This window comes from Monashia sp. HAY1-2A (assembly GCF_056755315.1).
Window position 1 is genome coordinate 1 of sequence record NZ_JBNDHY010000094.1, and the last position, 18,329, is coordinate 18,329.

The window sequence follows — 18,329 nt, forward strand, 5'->3', positions numbered from 1 at the left end:
TCCGTCGTCGGCAGCGTCAGATGTGTATAAGAGACAGCTCCTCATGCCGGCACGCCTCAGGCGCCGAGCTTGCTCTTGATCTGGGTGTCGAAGACCTGCTGGCTCTCGGTGTCCAGGCCCTTGAAGACCGTCGCGACGTCCTGGCCCTGCACGACCTGGTCCAGCGCCTTGCCGATGCGGGCGCCGCCACCCGGCAGGAGCACGCGCACGTTGTCCTGCGACCGGGTCTTGGGCAGCTGCTCGATCGCCGTCTTCGCGTTCGGGTTCTTCTCGAGGAACGCCTTCTCCTCCGGCAGCTCCACGGCGGACTTGCGCACCGGCATGTACCCGGTCGCCTGCGTGAACGTCACGGTGTTCTGGGCGTTCGTGAGGAACTCGATGAACGTCAGGGCGTTCTTCTTGCGCGCGTCGGAGATCGTCGCCGGGATGCCGACACCCGCACCACCGGTCGGGCAGTTGCCGTCACCGGGCAGGAAGGCCGTGCCGACGTCGAACTTCGCGTCCTTGGCGACCCCGCCGAGCGACCCGGTCGACATCATGCTGCACGCGACGATGCCGGCCGTGAAGTCCGGGGCCGGGTCCTTCGAGAGCTTGAGGAAGCCCTGCTTGGCCAGGTTCTGCAGGTACTGCCCCGCCTTGACGGTGCCGGGGTCGGAGAAGGTGGGCGTCCAGTCCTTCGAGTAGGCCCCGCCGTAGTCCCAGACGATGTTCTGGAAGACCCAGTCGAGGTAGTTGGAGCCGTCGGGCAGCTCCATGACGATCTTGTCCGAACCGGCAGCGGCCTTGAGCTTCGGTGCCCACGTGAGGAACTCGTCCCAGTCCTTCGGCCCACGGTCCTCGAGACCGGCCGCCTTCCAGAGGTCCTTGTTGTAGTAGAAGAGCGGCGTCGACCGCGAGTACGGCAACGCGAAGTGCTTGTCTTCGAGGTTGTAGTCGTTGTAGAGCGAGTCGACGTAGTCGGACGTGTCGACCTTCGCCGCCGACAGGAGGTCGTCGAGCGGCGTGAGCTGCTTGTTGAGGGCGAAGTTGAACCACGTCACGTCCGAGACGACGACGACGTCGGGCAGCTGCCCGCCGGCGAGGGAGGCGTTGAACTTCTGCGCGACCTCCTCGTAGTTCTTGCCGGCGTCGACGAGCTTGACCTTGAGCCCGGCGTGCGCCTTCTCGAACGCCGCGATGATCTGCTGCTCGACCGGCTTGCTGTTTCCGGGATGGTTGCTCCAGAACTCGATGGTGTTGCTCGCGCCGCCGCCGTTGCCGCCGCTCGAGGGAGCCGTGCCGGTCCCTGCGCACGCGGCCAGACCTGCGACCCCGGCGATGCCGGCGAGGCCGAGGAAGCCGCGCCGGGACAGGTCGCGTGAGAACTCGTTCATTCGTGAGGTGCCTTCCCTGTGGTGGTGTGGGATCCGTGGGGCCGGTGTCCGGCCGTGCGGGCTCGGCCCGAACCGCTCAGCTCTTGACCGCGCCGGCGGTGAGGCCCTTGATCATCTGCCGCTGGAGGAAGAGGAACAGGACGAGGATCGGCAGCATCGCGAGGACGGTGCCGGCCATGACCGGGCCCCAGTTGGTGACGCCGTCGTTGTTCTGCAGGAACGTCAGGCCGACCGGCAGCGGTGCGGTGCTCTCGTCGTCGGACATGAGGAACGGCCAGAGGTACTCGTTCCACTCGTTGACGACGGTGATGAGTGAGAAGGCGACGAGCGTCGGCCAGGACATCGGCATGACGACGCGCCACAACAGCTTCATCGGGCCGGCGCCGTCGAGGCGGGCCGCCTCGATGATCTCCCCCGGCAGGCTGAGGAACTGGTTGCGCATGAGGAAGGTGCCGAAGGCGACCCCGGCGAGCGGGATGATGATGCCCTGGAAGGTGTTTCGCCACCCGAGCTGTGCGACGAGGGCGTAGTTGCTGATGACCGTGATCTGGTTCGGCACCATGAGCGCCGCGATGACGACGAGGAAGACGACGCCGCGTCCGGGGAACCGCAGCAGGGACAGGGCGTAGGCGCTGAGCACGCCGAGGACGATCTTGGCCGCGGCTGTGGCCGAGGTGATGATGACCGAGTTGCGCACGTAGTCGAAGAACGGGATGCGCGTCGTCACGTCGTGGTAGTTCGCGCTCGTGGCCGGCCGCGGCCACCACTGCGCCGGACGCACGTAGATGTCACCGCGCTCCTTGAAGGAGGTGATGAGGATCCAGAAGAGCGGCACCGCGATGAAGAGGACGACGAGCACCATCCCGGCGTAGCCGAGCGCGGTCATGAGCGGTCCGCGGTGGTGGGCCGAGGTCTCGGTGCCGTGGGCCGCCTCCCGGCGGCGGCCTCGCCGGCCGAGTCCCCGTGTCGGGCGCACCTCGTCGTCGTCGACGGTGCCGATGATCGCCGGCGTGCTCATGGCGTGCGCCCCCTGTCCATGACCCTGACCTGGATGACGGTGATCGCGAGGAGGATGAGGAACATGACCGTCGCCACCGTGGCGCCGTACCCGGCGCGCTGGTTGACGAACGTCTCCTGGTACACCTGGTAGACGAGCGTGGTCGTGCCGTTGCCGGCGGGCCCTCCCCGGGTCATGACGTTGATGATGTCGAAGACCTGGACGGAGTTGAGCAGCACGGTGATCGACAGGAAGAACGTCGTCGGCCGCAGCTGCGGCAGCAGGACGCGACGCAGGTGCGTCCAGGGCGACGCGCCGTCGATCTCGGCCGCCTCGTCGAGGTCCGCGCGCCGGCCCTGCAGGGCGGCGAGGTAGATGACGAAGGTGTAGCCGAGGTTCTTCCAGATGTAGGTGACGGTCACCATGAACAGCGCCCACCCGGGCTGCTGGTAGAAGTCGGGCACGGTGACCCCGAAGCGGGCCAGCAGGTCGCGGATCAGCCCGTAGTTCGGGTCGAAGACGAACTGGAAGGCGATGCCGATGGCGGCCCCGGAGATGACGAACGGGGCGAAGACGACCGAGCGCACGACGTTGCGGCCCTTGAGCCGCTGGTCGAGCAGCAGGGCGAAGGCGAGCCCGAGCGCCATCGAGATGCCGACGGTCGCCAGCGTGAACACGACGGTGTTGCGCAGGATGAGGCGGGTGTCGTCGCGGCCGAACCACTCGACGTAGTTGGCCAGGCCCACGCCGTTGGCGACCGGCGAGCTGATGTTCCAGTCGGTGAACGAGAGCCGGATGTTGTCGAGGAGCGGCCGGTAGGTGAAGACGACGAGGAGGACGAGGTTGGGCAGGAGCAGGAGCGCCGCCAGCGTCCACTCCCACGCCCTGCCGCTCGAGCGTCGCGGCGCCGGTCCGACCGGCTGGGGCGGACCCGCCGGTGCGCGCGGCTCGGTCGGTGTCTCTGTCGCCGGTGACTGCACCCCGTCAACGTAACCAAGCGGGGCGACGGATTGCGGCTTTGACGCGTCCGGTTTTCGGCCGGACGGTGAACGGTCGTGGTCCGACGCCGTGCCGCTGCCCCGGCGGCCGACGGACATGCGACGGGGCCCCGGACCGTGTGGTCCGGGGCCCCGTCGACGCGACAGCGTCGGTGGCGTCAGAGCGTCGGCTCAGTTGCCCGTCAGCTTCTCGCGGAGCGCCGCGAGAGCCTCGTCGGAGGCGAGGGTGCCCTCGGCGGGAGCCGGCGCGTTGCGCTGGTCGTCACCGTGCTGGTCACCGGTCGCCGACGAGTAGGACGTCGACGTGCCGGCGCCGGACGCAGCCTCGGCGTCGGCCTTGTGCGCGGCCTCGACCTGCGTCTTGTGGGCCTCCCAGCGAGCGTGGGCCTCGGCGTACTGCCGCTCCCACTTCTCGCGCTGGGCCTCGAAGCCCTCGAGCCACTCGTTCGTCTCCGGGTCGAAGCCCTCGGGGTACTTGTAGTTGCCCTGTTCGTCGTACTCGGCGGCCATGCCGTAGAGGGTCGGGTCGAACTCCGACACCGGGACCGACTCGTCGTTGGCCTGCTTGAGCGACAGCGAGATGCGACGGCGCTCGAGGTCGATGTCGATGACCTTGACGAAGATCTCGTCACCGACGTTGACGACCTGCTCGGGCAGCTCGACGTGGCGCTCGGCGAGCTCGGAGATGTGCACGAGGCCCTCGATGCCGTCCTCGACGCGGACGAACGCGCCGAACGGGACGAGCTTGGTGACCTTGCCCGGGACGACCTGGCCGATCGCGTGGGTCCGGGCGAAGTGCTGCCACGGGTCCTCCTGCGTCGCCTTGAGCGACAGGGAGACACGCTCGCGGTCCATGTCGACGTCGAGCACCTCGACGGTGACCTCGGTGCCGACCTCGACGACCTCGGACGGGTGGTCGATGTGCTTCCACGACAGCTCGGAGACGTGGACGAGACCGTCGACGCCGCCGAGGTCCACGAACGCACCGAAGTTGACGATGGAGGACACGACGCCCTGACGGACCTGGCCCTTCTGGAGCTCCTTGAGGAACGTCGTGCGCACCTCGGACTGCGTCTGCTCGAGCCACGCACGGCGCGACAGGACCACGTTGTTGCGGTTCTTGTCGAGCTCGATGATCTTGGCCTCGATCTCCTTGCCGACGTAGGGCTGGAGGTCGCGGACGCGGCGCATCTCGACGAGGGAGGCCGGCAGGAAGCCGCGCAGGCCGATGTCGAGGATGAGGCCACCCTTGACGACCTCGATGACGGTGCCGGTGACGACGCCGTCCTCCTCCTTGATCTTCTCGATCGTGCCCCAGGCGCGCTCGTACTGGGCGCGCTTCTTGGACAGGATCAGGCGACCCTCCTTGTCCTCCTTCTGGAGGACGAGCGCCTCGACCTCGTCGCCGACGCCGACGATCTCGGACGGGTCGACGTCGTGCTTGATGCTCAGCTCGCGCGAGGGGATGACGCCCTCGGTCTTGTAGCCGATGTCGAGCAGGACCTCGTCCCGGTCGACCTTGACGATGCGACCCTCGACGATGTCGCCGTCGTTGAAGTCCTTGATGGTCGCGTCGATCGCGGCAAGGATGTCTTCCTGAGAGCCGATGTCGTTGATGGCGACCTCAGGAGCGGTCTTCTCGACCGTGTTGGCAGTCATGTAGTAGGAACTCCGATTGTGGACAGTTACGTTGGAGACCTCGCGGCGATGAGCACCGGGCTCGGGGGCCGGAGGTCGTGTGGGCTGGTTCAACATTGAGCGCACACAGTCGTGTGCGCCCGGCAATCCTATCGGCGCTGTCAGCATCCGGTCAAAAGACAGGGAGCACCCGATGAGCACGCCCGGCGGCGTCCCGACCGAGGCCACCCGCCGCGCCGCGGACCCGGGCGAGACCGCCACCGCCAACCGCACCTGGTGGGACGCCGAGGCGCCCGGCTACCACGCCGAGCACGGCGCCTTCCTCGGCGACACCGACTTCGTCTGGGGCCCCGAGCGGCTGCGCGAGGAGGATGCGGGGCTGCTCGGCGACCCGGCCGGTCGCGACGTGCTCGAGATCGGCGCCGGCTCGGGCCAGTGCTCGCGGTGGCTCGCGACCCGTGGAGCCCGCGTCGTCGCGACCGACCTGTCGGCCGGCATGGTCGCGACGGGGCTGCGTGTCAACGGCACGCTCCCGCCGGACGCCCCTGAGCGCGTCCCGTTCGTCCAGTGCGACGGGCGCGCGCTGCCGTTCGCCGACGCGTCCTTCGACGTGGTGTTCACCGCGTACGGGGTCGTGCCGTTCGTCGCCGACTCCGACGTCGTCATGGCCGAGACGGCGCGCGTCCTGCGTCCTGGCGGGCGCTTCGTCTTCTCCACGACGCACCCGGTCCGCTGGGCCTTCCCCGACGACCCCGGGCCGCGCGGGCTCACCGCGATCCAGTCCTACTTCGACCGGACGCCCTACGTCGAGCAGGACGCCTCGGGCCGGGCCACCTACGTCGAGCACCACCGCACCCTGGGCGACCGCGTCCGCGAGATCGCGGCGGCGGGTCTGCGGCTGGTCGACGTCGTCGAGCCGGAGTGGCCGGACGGCCACGAGGAGCCGTGGGGCGGTTGGTCGCCCCTGCGCGGTCGGGTCCTGCCCGGCACCGCCGTCTTCGTCTGTGAACGCTCCTGACGTCTCGGCGGCCGCCGCGGGTCCGGCGGGGTCGGCCCGTGAGCCCAGCCGCCGCGTCAGTGAGCCGCGTCGTGCCAGGAGCGGCCGACCCCGACGTTGACGTCGAGCGGGACGTCCATCGGTGCGGCGTTGCCCATCTCGTGGCGGACGAGCTTCTCGACGTCGTCGCGCTCCCCCGCCGCCACCTCGAGGACGAGCTCGTCGTGGACCTGGAGCAGGATGCGGGACCTCGCGCCCGCCGCCGCCAGCGCCCGGTCGACGCCGATCATCGCGACCTTCATGATGTCCGCGGCCGAGCCCTGGATCGGCGCGTTGAGGGCCATGCGCTCGGCGGCCTCGCGACGCTGCCGGTTGTCGGACGTGAGGTCCGGAAGGTAGCGACGACGCCCGAGCATCGTTGCGGTGTAACCCGTTCCGCGGGCCTCGGCCACGACGTCGCGCAGGTACGCGCTGACCCCGCCGAACCGCTCGAAGTAGCCGTCCATGAGGCCGCGGGCCTCCTCGGTGCTGATCGTCAGCTGCTTGGACAAGCCGTACGCCGACAGGCCGTAGGCCAGCCCGTACGACATGGCCTTGACCTTCGAGCGCATCGCCGGCGTGACGTCGTCGGGCTCGACGTTGAACACCCGCGACCCGACGAACTTGTGCAGGTCCTCACCGGTGCGGAAGGCCTCGATGAGCCCGGCGTCACCGGACAGGTGGGCCATGACGCGCATCTCGATCTGGGAGTAGTCGGCCGACATGAGCGCCTCGTAGCCGTCGCCGACGACGAACAGCTCGCGGATGCGGCGACCCTCCTCGGTGCGGATCGGCACGTTCTGCAGGTTCGGCTCGGTGGAGGACAGCCGCCCGGTCGCGGCGATGGTCTGCAGGTACGTCGTGTGGATCCGGCCGTCGTCGGACACCGACTTCTGCAGGCCCTCGACGGTGACACGCAGGCGCGCGGCGTCGCGGTGGCGCAGCAGCGCCTCGAGGAACGGGTGCTCGGTCCTGGCGAAGAGGTCGGCGAGCGCGTCGGCGTCGGTCGTGTAGCCCGTCTTGGTCTTCTTGGTCTTCGGCATGTTGAGGTCGCCGAAGAGCACCTCCTGCAGCTGCTTCGGCGAGCCGAGGTTGATGCGGTTGCCGCCGATAGCGTCCCACGCATCCTCCTGCGCCTGGGCAACCTTGGCGGCGAAGTCGGTCTCGAGCGCGTCGAGGCCCGGGGCGTCGACGGCGATGCCGGTGCGCTCCATCCGGGCGAGCACGTCGATGAGGGGAAGCTCGATGTCGGCGAGCAGCTCGGTGCCGCCGGTCGCCGCGAGCTGCTCGTCGAGAGCCGCGGCGAGGTCGCGGACCGCCGTGGCGCGGACCATCTCCTGCGCGGCGGCCTTCTCGTCGGCGTCACCACCGAAGTCGAGCATGCCCTGCCCCTCGGCGGGCGCGCTGCCGCTCAGCTCGCGCTTGAGCTGGCGCAGGACGAGGTCGTCGAGGTGGTAGGTGCGCTGGTCGGGCTTGACGAGGTAGGCGGCGAGCTGCGTGTCGCTCGTGAGCCCCGCCAGCGTGAAGCCCCTGGCGGTCAGCGCCTCGATCGGTCCCTTGGCGTCGTGCATCGCCTTGGGCCGCTCGGGGTCCTCCAGCCACGAGGCCACGGAGGTCTCGCCCTCGTCGGGCAGCGTCGTCAGGTCGATCCAGGCGGCCGAACCGTCCGGCGCGGCGACCGCCAGACCCGTGGCGTCCCCCGTGCCGCGGGCCCACGTGCCGGTCACCGACAGCCCGGCCCGCTGACCGGCGGGCAGGTGCGCGGCGACCCAGTCGGCGACCTGCTCCGGCGCGAGCAGCACGCCCTCGACGTCGAAGCCCTGCTCGGCCTCGGGCTCGGCCGCCTCCACGGAGGCGAAGAGCCGGTCGCGCAGGACCCGGAACTCGAGCCGGTCGAAGACCTCGTGGACCTCCTCGCGCGCCCACTGGTGGCGCTGGAGGTCGGCGACCCCGACGCCGACCGGGGCGTCGCGGACGAGCTGGTTGAGGCGCCGGTTGCGCAGCACCTGGTCGAGGTGCTGGCGGAGCGACTCGCCGGCCTTGCCCTTGATCTGGTCGATCCCGGCGACGACGCCGTCGAGGTCGCCGAACTGGGTGATCCACTTGGCGGCCGTCTTGGGCCCGACCCCCGGGACACCGGGCAGGTTGTCGGAGCTCTCGCCGACCATCGCCGCGAGGTCGCTGTACCGAGTGGGCGGGACCCCGTACTTCTCCTCGATCTGCGCCGGGCCCATGCGCCACACCTCGGAGACGCCCCGGACCGGGTAGAGGATCGTGACGTTGTCGTCGACGAGCTGGAACGTGTCGCGGTCGCCGGAGCAGATGAGCACCTCGAGACCCTCGCCGCCCGCCGCGGTCGCGATGGTGGCGATGATGTCGTCGGCCTCGTAGCCGTCGAGCTCGACGTAGGTGATGCGCAGCGCGTCGAGGACCTCCTTGACGAGCGGCAGCTGCCCCTGGAACTCGTCGGGCGTACGGGCGCGGCCGGCCTTGTACTCGGCGTACTCCTCGGTGCGGAAGGTCTGGCGCGACTTGTCGAAGGCCACCGCCACGTGCGTCGGCTCCTCGTCGCGCAGCATGTTGATGAGCATCGAGGTGAAGCCGTACACGGCGTTGGTGTGCTGGCCGGTGCTCGTCGAGAAGTTCTCGGCCGGGAGCGCGAAGAACGCGCGGTAGGCCAGCGAGTGTCCGTCGAGGAGGAGAAGTCGGCTCACGGTGGCAACCCTAGTGGCGGGCACCGACGCCGTGACCCCGGGCACGGCGTCGTGGCCGACGGCGCCCCGACGCCGCACGCGGCATACGATCGCCGGCATGACCGACCCCAGCACCGGCGAGGACCTCGCCACCTCGGCAGCCGCACCGGCGCCCGCAGAGACAGCCGGCGAGGCCGCGCACGACACCGCGGCCGCGGCAGCGCACGGCACCACGCACGAGGCAGCGCACGACACCGCCCACGACACCGCGCACGACACGGCGCTCCAGGTGATGCGCGACATGGCGGCGGGCACGCTCCTCGAGCGGATGGGCATCGAGGTCGTCGAGGCCAGCCCGGAACGCCTCGTGGCGACGATGCCGGTGGCCGGCAACACCCAGCCCTACGGGCTGCTCCACGGTGGCGCGAGCGTCGTCCTCGCCGAGAGTTTGGGCTCCATCGGGGCGGCGCTGTACGCGGGCCCCGGCCGCGTCGCGGTCGGCCTCGACATCAACGCCACGCACCACCGGGCCGCGCGCTCCGGCGTCGTGACCGGCACCGCCACCGTCCTCAGCGCCGGGCGGACGCTCGTCAGCTACGAGGTCGTCGTCGTCGACGAGGGCGGGCGACGCGTGTGCACCTCGCGCATCACCTGCCTGCTGCGCGACGCCGCACCGGGGTCGTGACCACCCGCCGCCCCCGCGCAGGCGCGGGGTGATCAGCCCGCGACCTGCGGGCCGCGGTGCCGCGGGTGCCGGGCCTGGCCGGGGCCGTGGGGCTCGCGTCGCAGGTCGCGGCGGCGCCTGAGCACCTGCTCGAGCCCGACGCGTTGCGAGCGCGGTGTCGGCTCGCCGGCGAGCTTGCGCTGGACGGTGGCCGACGTCGCCACTCGACGCACGGTCTCGGCGGCGAAGCCGAGACGGGCGAAGAACCGGTTGGCCTCCCGGTCGCCGGCGGGCACGGTGCTCGCGAGGTGCTCGGCGCCCTGTCGGTCGGCGTACCGCGCCGCCGCCGTCAGCAGCGCGCGCGCCACGCCCTGGCGTCGGTGCTCCGGCAGGACGAAGAGCATGTCGATGGACACGCAGGGCGAGTCGACGAGGAGGCTGCGCGTCGAGTCGGCGAGAACCACGTACCCGGAGGCCTCGTCACCGGTGAACGCGATGAAGGCGCAGATGTCCTCGCGCTGCAGCGCGTGTCGCAGCGTGCCGTCGAGAGCGAGGCGCTGGGCGGCCTCGGGCGTCGTGCCGCCCTCGATCCGGTGGGCGATCCACAGCTCGATGAACCTCGAGTGCAGCGTCTCGTCGACCCTCCGCACGGACACACCCGCTCGCCCCATCGTCCCTCCGATCGCCATCCGGTCCTCCCCGAGGCCACCCGGCAGACACTACGGCCAACGGACCACCGGCGGAAGGGCACCCCCCGGGCGTCGGTGCACGACGGACGCCGGACGGCCGTCGGGGGCGCCACGCGCTGCGTGACGCCCCCGACGGGAGGGTGGCCGAACGGGCCCGGGTCAGCCGCCGAGGTAGGCGGCCTTGACGGCCGGGTCGGCCGCCAGCTCGCTGCCGGTGCCCTCGCGGACGATCTCACCGGTCTCGAGGATGTAGGCGCGGTGCGAGCGCTTCAGCGCCTGTGCCGCGTTCTGCTCCACGAGCAGGACCGTCGTGCCCTGGCTGTTGATCTCCGTGACGATGTCGAAGATCTGCTGGATCAGCTTGGGCGCCAGGCCCATCGACGGCTCGTCGAGGAGCAGCAGCTTCGGCTTGGCCATGAGGGCGCGCCCCATCGCCAGCATCTGCTGCTCGCCACCGGACATCGAGCCGGCGGCCTGGTTGCTGCGCTCCTTGAGCCGGGGGAACAGCTCGAAGACGCGGTCGAGGTCGTCACGGACCGCCTTGCTCTTGCGGTCCGGGCGCGCGTACGTGCCCATCTCGAGGTTCTCCATCACCGTCATGCCGACGAAGCAGCCACGACCCTCGGGCGACTGCGAGATGCCGAGAACCGGTCGTTCGTGCGACGGCGTCGACGTGATGTCCTTGCCGTCGAAGACGACCGAGCCGGCGCGCACCGGGCGCAGGCCCGAGATCGTCTTCATCGTCGTCGTCTTGCCCGCGCCGTTGGCGCCGATGAGGGTGACGATCTCACCCTCCTCGACGGTGAAGCTGATGTCGCGGATGGCCTCGATGCGCCCGTAGTTGACGCACAGGCCGTTGACCTCAAGAAGCATCTTCCTCATCCACTCCCAGGTAGGCGGCGATGACCGCCGGGTTGTCGCGGATCTCGGCGGGCGAGCCCTCGGCGATCTTGCGGCCGAACTCGAGCACGACGATCCGGTCGGTCACGCCCATGACCAGCTTCATGTCGTGCTCGATGAGCAGGACGGTGTAGCCCTGGTCGCGGATCGTGCGGATGAGCTCCATGAGCCGGGCCTTCTCGGCCGGGTTGAAGCCGGCGGCCGGCTCGTCGAGGCAGAGCAGCTGCGGGTTGGTGGCGAGGGCGCGCGCGATCTCGAGACGACGCTGGTCGCCGTACGGGAGGTTGCGCGCCAGCTCGTCCGCCTTGCCGTCGAGTCCCATGAACTCGAGCAGCTCCATCGCCCGGGCGTGGCCCTGGGTCTCCTCGCGGCGGTGCCGCGGGAGGCGGAACATCGCGGACCCGACGCCGGTCGAGTGGTGCGCGTCGACGCCGACGAGCACGTTCTCGAGGGCCGTCATGTTCGCGAACAGCCGGATGTTCTGGAACGTTCGCGCGATGCCCAGCTTGGTGATCTGGAACTTCTTCCGCTTGCCCAGGGGCTCGCCGAGGAACCGGACGCCGCCGGAGGTCGGCTGGTAGACGCCGGTCATGACGTTGAAGCACGTCGTCTTGCCGGCACCGTTCGGTCCGATGAGGCCGAGGATCTCGCCCTTGTTGATGTGGAAGCTCACCTCGTTGAGGGCGACGACGCCGCCGAAGCGAAGGGTCACGTCGTCGACCTCGAGGAGGCGCTCCCCCTCGGCGACGCTCGGCCCGATGTCCTCGGGCGCGATGTCGACGTCGGGGTTGATCTCGGTGACCTCGTCGGCCGGGTCGGCGAGCGGCTGCACGTCCTGCACCGGCTCGACCGTCTGCGTCCCCTCGTGCGTCTCCTCGAGCGTCGGCTCGCGGGTCGTGGCACGGGCGTCGTCGGGGCTGGTGGGCTCAGACACTGGCTTCTCCCTCCTCGAGGACGTGCTCTCTCTCGTCGGCCCGCTTGGCCCGGATCGTACGCCGTGGGGGCAGGATGCCCTGCGGACGGAAGATCGCGAGCAGCATGAGCGCGAGACCGAAGACGAGGACGCGGTAGTCGGCGAACTCACGGAAGCGCTCCGGGAAGTAGCTGACGACGATGGCGCCGAGGATGACGCCGACCCGGTTGCCCGCCCCGCCGACGACGACGGCCGCGATGAACAGGATCGACAGCAGCAGCTCGAAGCTCTGCGGGTTGATGAACCCGGACTTCGTCGCGAAGAGTGCACCCGACAGGCCGCCGATGGCGGCGCCGAGGGCGAAGGCGAGCAGCTTGAACCGGAAGGTGGGCACCCCCATGAGCTCTGCCGCGTCCTCGTCCTCACGGGTGGCCTCCCAGGCCCGGCCGACGCGGCTGCCCTTGACGAGGACGTCGAACAGCAGCACGAGGCCGATGACCGCCAGCGCGAGCCAGTAGTACGGGATGAAGTCGGTGATGCCGAACTTGAGGAACGTCGACGTGGTGTCGAGGTCGATGACCGGGGCACCGGTGCTCCAGTCGATGCTCGGCACCTTGAACAGCTCCAGGCCCGGGGGCTTCGGGATGTCCGAGATGCCCTGGGCGCCGCCGAGCCACTGCGAGTTCACCAGGGTCAGGCGCACGATCTCACCGAAGCCGAGCGTCACGATGGCCAGGTAGTCACCACGCACGCGCAGCGTCGGCGCACCGAGGATGACGCCCGAGATCATCGCGACGACGATCGCGATCGGCACGACGACGACCCACGACAGCGACGCGTGCTCGGCGCTCAGGACGCCCACGGTGTAGGCACCGATCGCGTAGAAGCCGACGTAGCCGAGGTCGAGCAGGCCGGCGTAGCCGACGACGATGTTGAGGCCGAGGGCGACGAGCACGTACGTGGCGACGGTGAAGAGCACCCCGCCGAAGTCCGAGCCCTCGGTGGTGATGATCGGGATGTTGAGCATCGGCAGCAGGAACAGGAACAGCGCGAAGAGCACCCAGAGGCCGATCTTGGCGCCCCTGGGCAGGCCGTCGACGCGCTGCCGGAAACCGGGCCGGCGGGGCGTGGTGGTGGCGGTCGTCGTGCTCATGCGCGCGCCTTTCCGAGGGACTCACCGAGCAGGCCGGTGGGCCGGAAGAGCAGGATGAGCACGAGGAGGACGAACGCGACGACGTCCTTCCACTGGGTGCCCACCAGCGCGGAGCCGTAGTTCTCGGCGAGGCCGAGGACGAAACCACCGAGCAGCGCACCGCGCAGGTTGCCGATGCCGCCGAGGACGGCCGCCGTGAACGCCTTGACGCCGAGGATGAAGCCGGCGTCGTAGCGGGTGATGCCGATCTTCAACATGTAGAAGACGGCCGCGGCTCCGGCCATGACGCCGCCGACGAGGAAGGTCACCTGGATGACGCGGTCACGGTTGACGCCCATCAGCGCGGCGGACTCGGGGTCCATGGCGACGGCGCGGATGCCGCGGCCGAGGCGCGAGCGCTTCACGAACTGGTCGAGGACCACCATGATCGCGACCGCCCCGACGACGACGAGGATGTCGACGTTGGTGACCTGGTAGTCGCCCAGGGTGAACACCGGCTGCGGCGAGATGATCTCGGGCATGCCGGTGTTGTTGCGCGAGTTCGCGACGTAGGTGCGCAGCGGTGTGTCGAGCCCGAACACCCCGGTGATCTGCTGGCGCAGGCCCATGATCTCGGAGAGCACGAACGAGGCGCCGATGGCGGAGATCAGGGCGATGAGGGGCGGGGCGTTGCGTTTGCGCAGCGGGCGGTAGGCCACCCGCTCGAGCAGCACCGCGATGAGCCCGGACACGAGCATCGCGGCGACGAACATCATGGCGACCCAGAAGATCACCTGGCCGACGCTGCTGCCGCCCTTGCCGCCGAGGAGGACGACGACCCACAGGGAGGCGAACGTGCCGTACATGAAGACCTCGGAGTGCGCGAAGTTGATCAGTCGCAACACGCCGTAGACGAGGGTGTAGCCGAGGGCGACGAGGGCGTAGACGGCGCCGAGCGTCGTGCCGGTGACGGTCAGCGAGAAGAAGTTTTCCAACAGGTACTGCATCCAAGACCTCCTGGGCCGGGTGCGAGGGGAGGGGTCACAGGTCGGGCATCAGCCGAACGAAGGGCGGCCGGAGCATAGTGCTCCGACCGCCCCCCTGACGATGGCGCCCGTCCTACTTGATCTCTCCCACGGGCGTGAACTTGCCGCCCGAGACCTTGTAGGCGAACACCTTGATGTCCGAGGACTCGCCCTTGGCGTCGAACTTCAGCTGCTTCGTGACGCCCTTCTTGTCGTAGGACTTGACGAAGTCGACCATGGTCTCGCGGTTCTTCCCGGCCGCGATGCCGTCGAGGAGGATCGTCGCGGCGTCGTAGCCCTCACCCGAGTAGGTGTTGGGGTCCTGGTTGTACTTCGCCTTGTAGGCCTTGGCGAAGTCGGGCGCGATGTCGGCAGGCACGCACGGGCAGGTGACGACGGCGCCGTCGGCCGCGGGACCGGCGTTGTCGATGAACGACTGGTCCTTGACACCGTCCGCAGCGACGAACGTGCCCTTCCAGCCGGCGTCACGCAGCTGCTTGACGAGCGGCGCGGCCTCCGGCGAGTACCCGCCGAAGAAGAGCGCGTCGGCGCCCGAGGACTTCACCTTGGTGACGGAGGCGCTGAAGTCGGTCTGCTTCTGCTGGATGGTGTCGTTGCCGACGACGGCCGAGCCGAGGTCCTGGCGCACGATGTCGGCCAGGCCCTTGCCGTACTCGGAGGCGTCGTCGATGACGAACGGCTTCGCGGCCTTGAGCGTGTCCTTGATGTACTTGGCCGCGGCCGGGCCCTGCGTGGCGTCGTTGCCGAGCACCCGGAAGAAGGTCTTCCAGCCGTTGTCGGCCAGCTTGGGGTTGGTGGCCGACGGCGTGATGGTGACGAGGCCCGCCTCGTTGAAGGCCGGGTCGGCGGCCTTGGACTCACCGGAGAAGGCCGGACCGACGATGCCGACGACCTTCTTGTCGTCGATCGCCTTCTTGGCCAGCGCCGGCGCCTGCGTCGGGTCGCCCTGCGAGTCGTAGTTCTCCAGGGTGACCTTGCAGTCCGCGTGCTTCTTGTTGTAGTCGTCGAGCGCCAGGTTGACGCCGTTCTGGATGTAGATGCCCAGGTTGGCGTTGGGCCCGGTGAGGGCACCGAACATGCCGATCTTCTGGTCGCAAGCCGCCTTGGCCGACCCGCCGCTGCCGGCCGTGGTGTCGCCGCCCTTGGTGCCACAGGCACCGAGAGCCAGCGCCGCGACCGCGACCGGCACGACGAACTTGAGGGTGGAACGCACGGGTGTCCTCCTGATGTCACTCTTCCCTCGTGTGAGGGCTGACACGGAGACTAGGCCCATCCCCTCGGAAGGTCACGGACTCTCGGCGATCGGTGACCGTGTCGTGACCTGCCTGCACGGAGGATCTGCGGCGGTCAGGACGTCACGACGCCGGGAAGCCGTTGATGACGGCCTCGGCGACCTCTTTCATCCCGAGGCGACGGTCCATCGCGGTCTTCTGGATCCACCGGAACGCATCCGACTCGGACAGCTTGAGCTGGGACATGAGCACGCCCTTGGCGCGGTCGACGAGCTTGCGGGTCTCGAGGCGCTCGCCGAGGTCGGCGATCTCGGCCTCGAGGGCCTTGAGCTCCTGCCAGCGGGACGTGGCGATGTCGATGGCCGGGCGCAGGTCGTCGGCCGTGAACGGCTTGACGATGTAGGCCATGACACCGGCGTCCCGGGCCCGCTCGACGAGCTCGGTCTGGGAGAAGGCGGTCAGCATGATGACCGGGCACGCCTTCGTCTCGTGCAGCTGCTCGGCGGCCGAGAGGCCGTCGAGGACCGGCATCTTGACGTCCATGATGACGAGGTCGGGCGCGAGCTCCTTGGCCAGGGTCACGGCCTGCTCGCCGTTGCTGGCCTGGCCGACGACCTCGTAGCCCTGCTCCCCGAGCATCTCGACGAGGTCGAGACGGATCAGCGCCTCGTCCTCGGCGACGAGGATGCGGGTGGTGCCGGACGCCGGAGCCGGGGTGGGTGCCGAAGCCGGCACGTCCTCGGCCGCCGGGGCGGCCTTCGTCGGGCGGGGCTTGGGAGTCGTGCTCTCATCGGTGCTCTGCTCGCTGGTCACGCGTCACAGCGTAGCCGGGGGCAGGTTTCGCGGACGTTTCGGGCCGGTCGCCGCACGCGCCGGCAGGCAACGGGTGTCACGCGCTGCGAGACGTGCGCGTCGTGCGGTGCCGAGGGCGGGACTCGAACCCGCACGGCCTTGCGGCCAGAGCATTTTGAGTGCCCCGTGTCTGCCATTCCACCACCCCGGCCGGAGTGCCGGGCCAGCATACCGGCGGACGGTCGAGGGCCGGTGTCCGCCATGGCGGGCACCGGCCCTCGGGTGCGTCGACGGACCGGCTCAGCCGGTGACCTCCTCCGGGCGGTACGCGGGCGCCCGACGGTGGACGGCGTCACCGACGCGGTGGACCCGCAGCGCGTTCGTCGAGCCGGGGATGCCGGGGGGCGACCCGGCGACGATGACGACGTGGTCGCCCTCGGGGACACGCCCCTCCGGGATCAGCTTGAGGTCGACCTGCATCGCGAACTGGTCGGTGTGGTGCATCCGCGGCACGAGGTAGGTCTCGATGCCCCAGACGAGGGCGAGCTGCGAGCGGACCCGCTGCTCGGAGGTGAAGGTCAGCATCGGCAGGCGCGGGCGCAGTCGTGCCATCCGCTTGGCCGACCCGCCGGTCTCGCTGAAGGTGATGAGGAACCTCGCGTCGACGACCTCGCCGATCTCGACCGCGGCCTTGGTGACGGCTCCCCCGACGGTCTTGGGGTTGGTCTTCATCCGCGCGATCTTGTCGTAGCCGTGCTCCTCGGTGGACTCGATGATCCGGGCCATGGTCCGCACGGCCTCGATGGGCCAGGCGCCCACCGACGTCTCGCCCGAGAGCATGAGCGCGTCGGCACCGTCGAGGACCGCGTTGGCGGCGTCGGAGGCCTCGGCGCGCGTCGGGCGGGGGTTCTCGATCATCGACTCGAGCACCTGCGTCGCGACGATGACCGGCTTGGCCTCGCGCCGGGCCAGCTCGATCGCGGTCTTCTGCACGATCGGGACGTCCTCGAGCGGCATCTCGACGCCGAGGTCACCACGGGCGACCATGATGCCGTCGAACGCCCGGACGATCGCCTCGAGGTTCTCGACGGCCTGCGGCTTCTCGATCTTGGCGATGACGGGCAGGCGGTACCCGAACTCGTCCATGATCGCGTGGACGTCGGCGATGTCGTCGGCCGACCGGACGAACGACAGGGCGATGAGGTCGACGCCCAGGCGCATCGCGAACCGCAGGTCCTCGCGGTCCTTCTCCGACAGGGCCGGGACGCTGACGGCGACACCCGGCAGGTTGATGCCCTTGTTGTTGCTCACCTCGCCCGGCACGACCGTCTCGGCGAGGACGTCGGTGTCGCTGACGTCCACGGCGCGCAGCATGACCTTGCCGTCGTCGATGAGCATGAGGTCCCCGGGCTGCACGTCACCGGGCAGGCCCTTGTACGTCGTGCCGACGATGGACTCGTCGCCGACGACGTCACGCGTCGTGATGGTGAAGCGCTGGCCGACGCTCAGGGCGACGGGCCCCTCGCCGAAACGGCCGGTGCGGATCTTCGGACCCTGCAGGTCGACGAGGATGCCGACGGCGCGGCCGGACTCGTCGCTCGCCGCGCGGACGTCGCGGTACACCTGCTCGTGCACGGAGTGGTCGCCGTGCGAGAGGTTGAGGCGGGCCACGTCCATGCCGGCGTCCACGAGGGCGCGCAGCTGCTGGGGCGAGGAGGTCTTGGGTCCGATCGTGCAGACGATCTTGGCGCGGCGCATGGGGCAACCTTAGGGGGGCTGTGACCTGAGTCACCAAGGGGGTTCGCCCCGTGGACGAACCCCCTCGGTGTCGGGTGGGACGGACGGCTCAGACGGCCAGCGGCCGGTCGTCGGGGCCGATCGGACGCGGCAACGAGGACGACCCGGTGAGCCACGCGTCGACGCCTGCGGCGGCCGCGCGACCCTCCGCGATGGCCCAGACGATGAGGGACTGGCCGCGCCCGGCGTCACCGGCGACGAAGACCCCCGGCACCGAGCTCATGAAGGTCTTGTCGCGCCGGACGTTGCTGCGCTCGTCGAGGTCGACGCCGAGCTGCTCGACGACACCGGGCCCCTCCGGGCCGAGGAAGCCCATGGCGAACAGGACCAGCTGGGCCGGGATCTCGCGCTCGGTCCCCGGCTTCGGGGTCAGCCTGCCGTCGACGAGCTCGACCTCGGTGAGGCGCAGCGCGGCGACGTTGCCGTCGT

General features: G+C 69.8%; 16 protein-coding genes and 1 tRNA gene. 2 read left to right on the forward strand and 15 right to left on the reverse strand.

Annotation, left to right across the window (positions count from 1 at the left end):
• Positions 1 to 56: 56 nt before the first annotated feature.
• The 4 genes from ACPYOM_RS14310 to rpsA all read right to left on the reverse strand — a co-directional run bounded on the left by ACPYOM_RS14310 (position 57) and on the right by rpsA (position 5,027).
• Complete coding sequence (locus ACPYOM_RS14310; protein ID WP_481346473.1) at positions 57 to 1,373, reverse strand: ABC transporter substrate-binding protein; 1,317 nt, start codon at positions 1,371 to 1,373, stop codon at positions 57 to 59.
• A gap of 76 nt (positions 1,374 to 1,449) precedes the next feature.
• Positions 1,450 to 2,391, reverse strand: a complete 942-nt coding sequence (locus tag ACPYOM_RS14315) for a carbohydrate ABC transporter permease (RefSeq protein ID WP_481346474.1) — start codon at positions 2,389 to 2,391, stop codon at positions 1,450 to 1,452.
• A complete protein-coding gene (locus ACPYOM_RS14320; RefSeq protein WP_481346475.1) occupies positions 2,388 to 3,350 on the reverse strand; it encodes a carbohydrate ABC transporter permease in 963 nt (320 codons plus the stop codon). The genes ACPYOM_RS14315 and ACPYOM_RS14320 overlap by 4 nt, the downstream gene beginning before the upstream one ends.
• A gap of 189 nt (positions 3,351 to 3,539) precedes the next feature.
• Positions 3,540 to 5,027 carry a 30S ribosomal protein S1 gene (gene rpsA, locus ACPYOM_RS14325; RefSeq protein ID WP_481346476.1) on the reverse strand — a complete coding sequence of 496 codons (1,488 nt, stop codon included), beginning with the start codon at positions 5,025 to 5,027 and terminating at the stop codon, positions 3,540 to 3,542.
• A gap of 172 nt (positions 5,028 to 5,199) precedes the next feature.
• Between rpsA and ACPYOM_RS14330 the strand changes: the two genes are divergently transcribed.
• Positions 5,200 to 6,024, forward strand: a complete 825-nt coding sequence (locus ACPYOM_RS14330) for a class I SAM-dependent methyltransferase (RefSeq protein ID WP_481340848.1) — start codon at positions 5,200 to 5,202, stop codon at positions 6,022 to 6,024.
• Positions 6,025 to 6,080: 56 nt separating this feature from the next.
• Here ACPYOM_RS14330 and polA read toward each other — a convergent pair whose 3' ends face one another.
• Complete coding sequence (gene polA, locus ACPYOM_RS14335) at positions 6,081 to 8,756, reverse strand: DNA polymerase I (RefSeq protein WP_481346477.1); 2,676 nt, start codon at positions 8,754 to 8,756, stop codon at positions 6,081 to 6,083.
• Positions 8,757 to 9,027: 271 nt separating this feature from the next.
• Between polA and ACPYOM_RS14340 the strand changes: the two genes are divergently transcribed.
• Complete coding sequence (locus tag ACPYOM_RS14340; RefSeq protein WP_481346483.1) at positions 9,028 to 9,420, forward strand: PaaI family thioesterase; 393 nt, start codon at positions 9,028 to 9,030, stop codon at positions 9,418 to 9,420.
• Positions 9,421 to 9,452: 32 nt separating this feature from the next.
• Here the strand turns inward: ACPYOM_RS14340 and ACPYOM_RS14345 are convergent, their stop codons facing one another.
• The 10 genes from ACPYOM_RS14345 to ACPYOM_RS14390 form a co-directional block, all read right to left on the reverse strand.
• A complete protein-coding gene (locus ACPYOM_RS14345) occupies positions 9,453 to 10,055 on the reverse strand; it encodes a GNAT family N-acetyltransferase (RefSeq protein WP_481346478.1) in 603 nt (200 codons plus the stop codon).
• Positions 10,056 to 10,247: 192 nt separating this feature from the next.
• Positions 10,248 to 10,961: an ABC transporter ATP-binding protein gene (locus tag ACPYOM_RS14350; RefSeq protein ID WP_481340857.1), complete on the reverse strand. Its 714-nt coding sequence runs from the start codon at positions 10,959 to 10,961 to the stop codon at positions 10,248 to 10,250.
• On the reverse strand, positions 10,951 to 11,922 hold the full coding sequence (locus tag ACPYOM_RS14355; RefSeq protein WP_481340845.1) for an ABC transporter ATP-binding protein: 972 nt from the start codon (positions 11,920 to 11,922) through the stop codon (positions 10,951 to 10,953). Before ACPYOM_RS14355 ends, ACPYOM_RS14350 begins: the two co-directional genes overlap by 11 nt.
• Positions 11,915 to 13,054, reverse strand: a complete 1,140-nt coding sequence (locus tag ACPYOM_RS14360) for a branched-chain amino acid ABC transporter permease (protein ID WP_481346479.1) — start codon at positions 13,052 to 13,054, stop codon at positions 11,915 to 11,917. Before ACPYOM_RS14360 ends, ACPYOM_RS14355 begins: the two co-directional genes overlap by 8 nt.
• Positions 13,051 to 14,040 carry a branched-chain amino acid ABC transporter permease gene (locus ACPYOM_RS14365; RefSeq protein ID WP_481346480.1) on the reverse strand — a complete coding sequence of 330 codons (990 nt, stop codon included), beginning with the start codon at positions 14,038 to 14,040 and terminating at the stop codon, positions 13,051 to 13,053. The genes ACPYOM_RS14360 and ACPYOM_RS14365 overlap by 4 nt, the downstream gene beginning before the upstream one ends.
• Positions 14,041 to 14,152: 112 nt before the next feature.
• The gene (locus ACPYOM_RS14370; RefSeq protein WP_481346481.1) at positions 14,153 to 15,292 is read right to left on the reverse strand and encodes a branched-chain amino acid ABC transporter substrate-binding protein; all 1,140 of its coding nucleotides are present in this window, start codon (positions 15,290 to 15,292) and stop codon (positions 14,153 to 14,155) included.
• 142 nt (positions 15,293 to 15,434) lie between these two features.
• A complete protein-coding gene (locus ACPYOM_RS14375; RefSeq protein ID WP_481340856.1) occupies positions 15,435 to 16,046 on the reverse strand; it encodes an ANTAR domain-containing response regulator in 612 nt (203 codons plus the stop codon).
• 185 nt (positions 16,047 to 16,231) lie between these two features.
• Positions 16,232 to 16,314: transfer RNA gene (locus tag ACPYOM_RS14380), tRNA-Leu, on the reverse strand.
• Positions 16,315 to 16,403: 89 nt separating this feature from the next.
• Positions 16,404 to 17,861, reverse strand: a complete 1,458-nt coding sequence (gene pyk, locus ACPYOM_RS14385; protein ID WP_481340841.1) for a pyruvate kinase — start codon at positions 17,859 to 17,861, stop codon at positions 16,404 to 16,406.
• An 88-nt stretch (positions 17,862 to 17,949) separates the two neighbouring features.
• On the reverse strand, positions 17,950 to 18,329 hold a 380-nt coding region (locus tag ACPYOM_RS14390), incomplete at its 5' end, for an FAD-dependent oxidoreductase (RefSeq protein ID WP_481346482.1).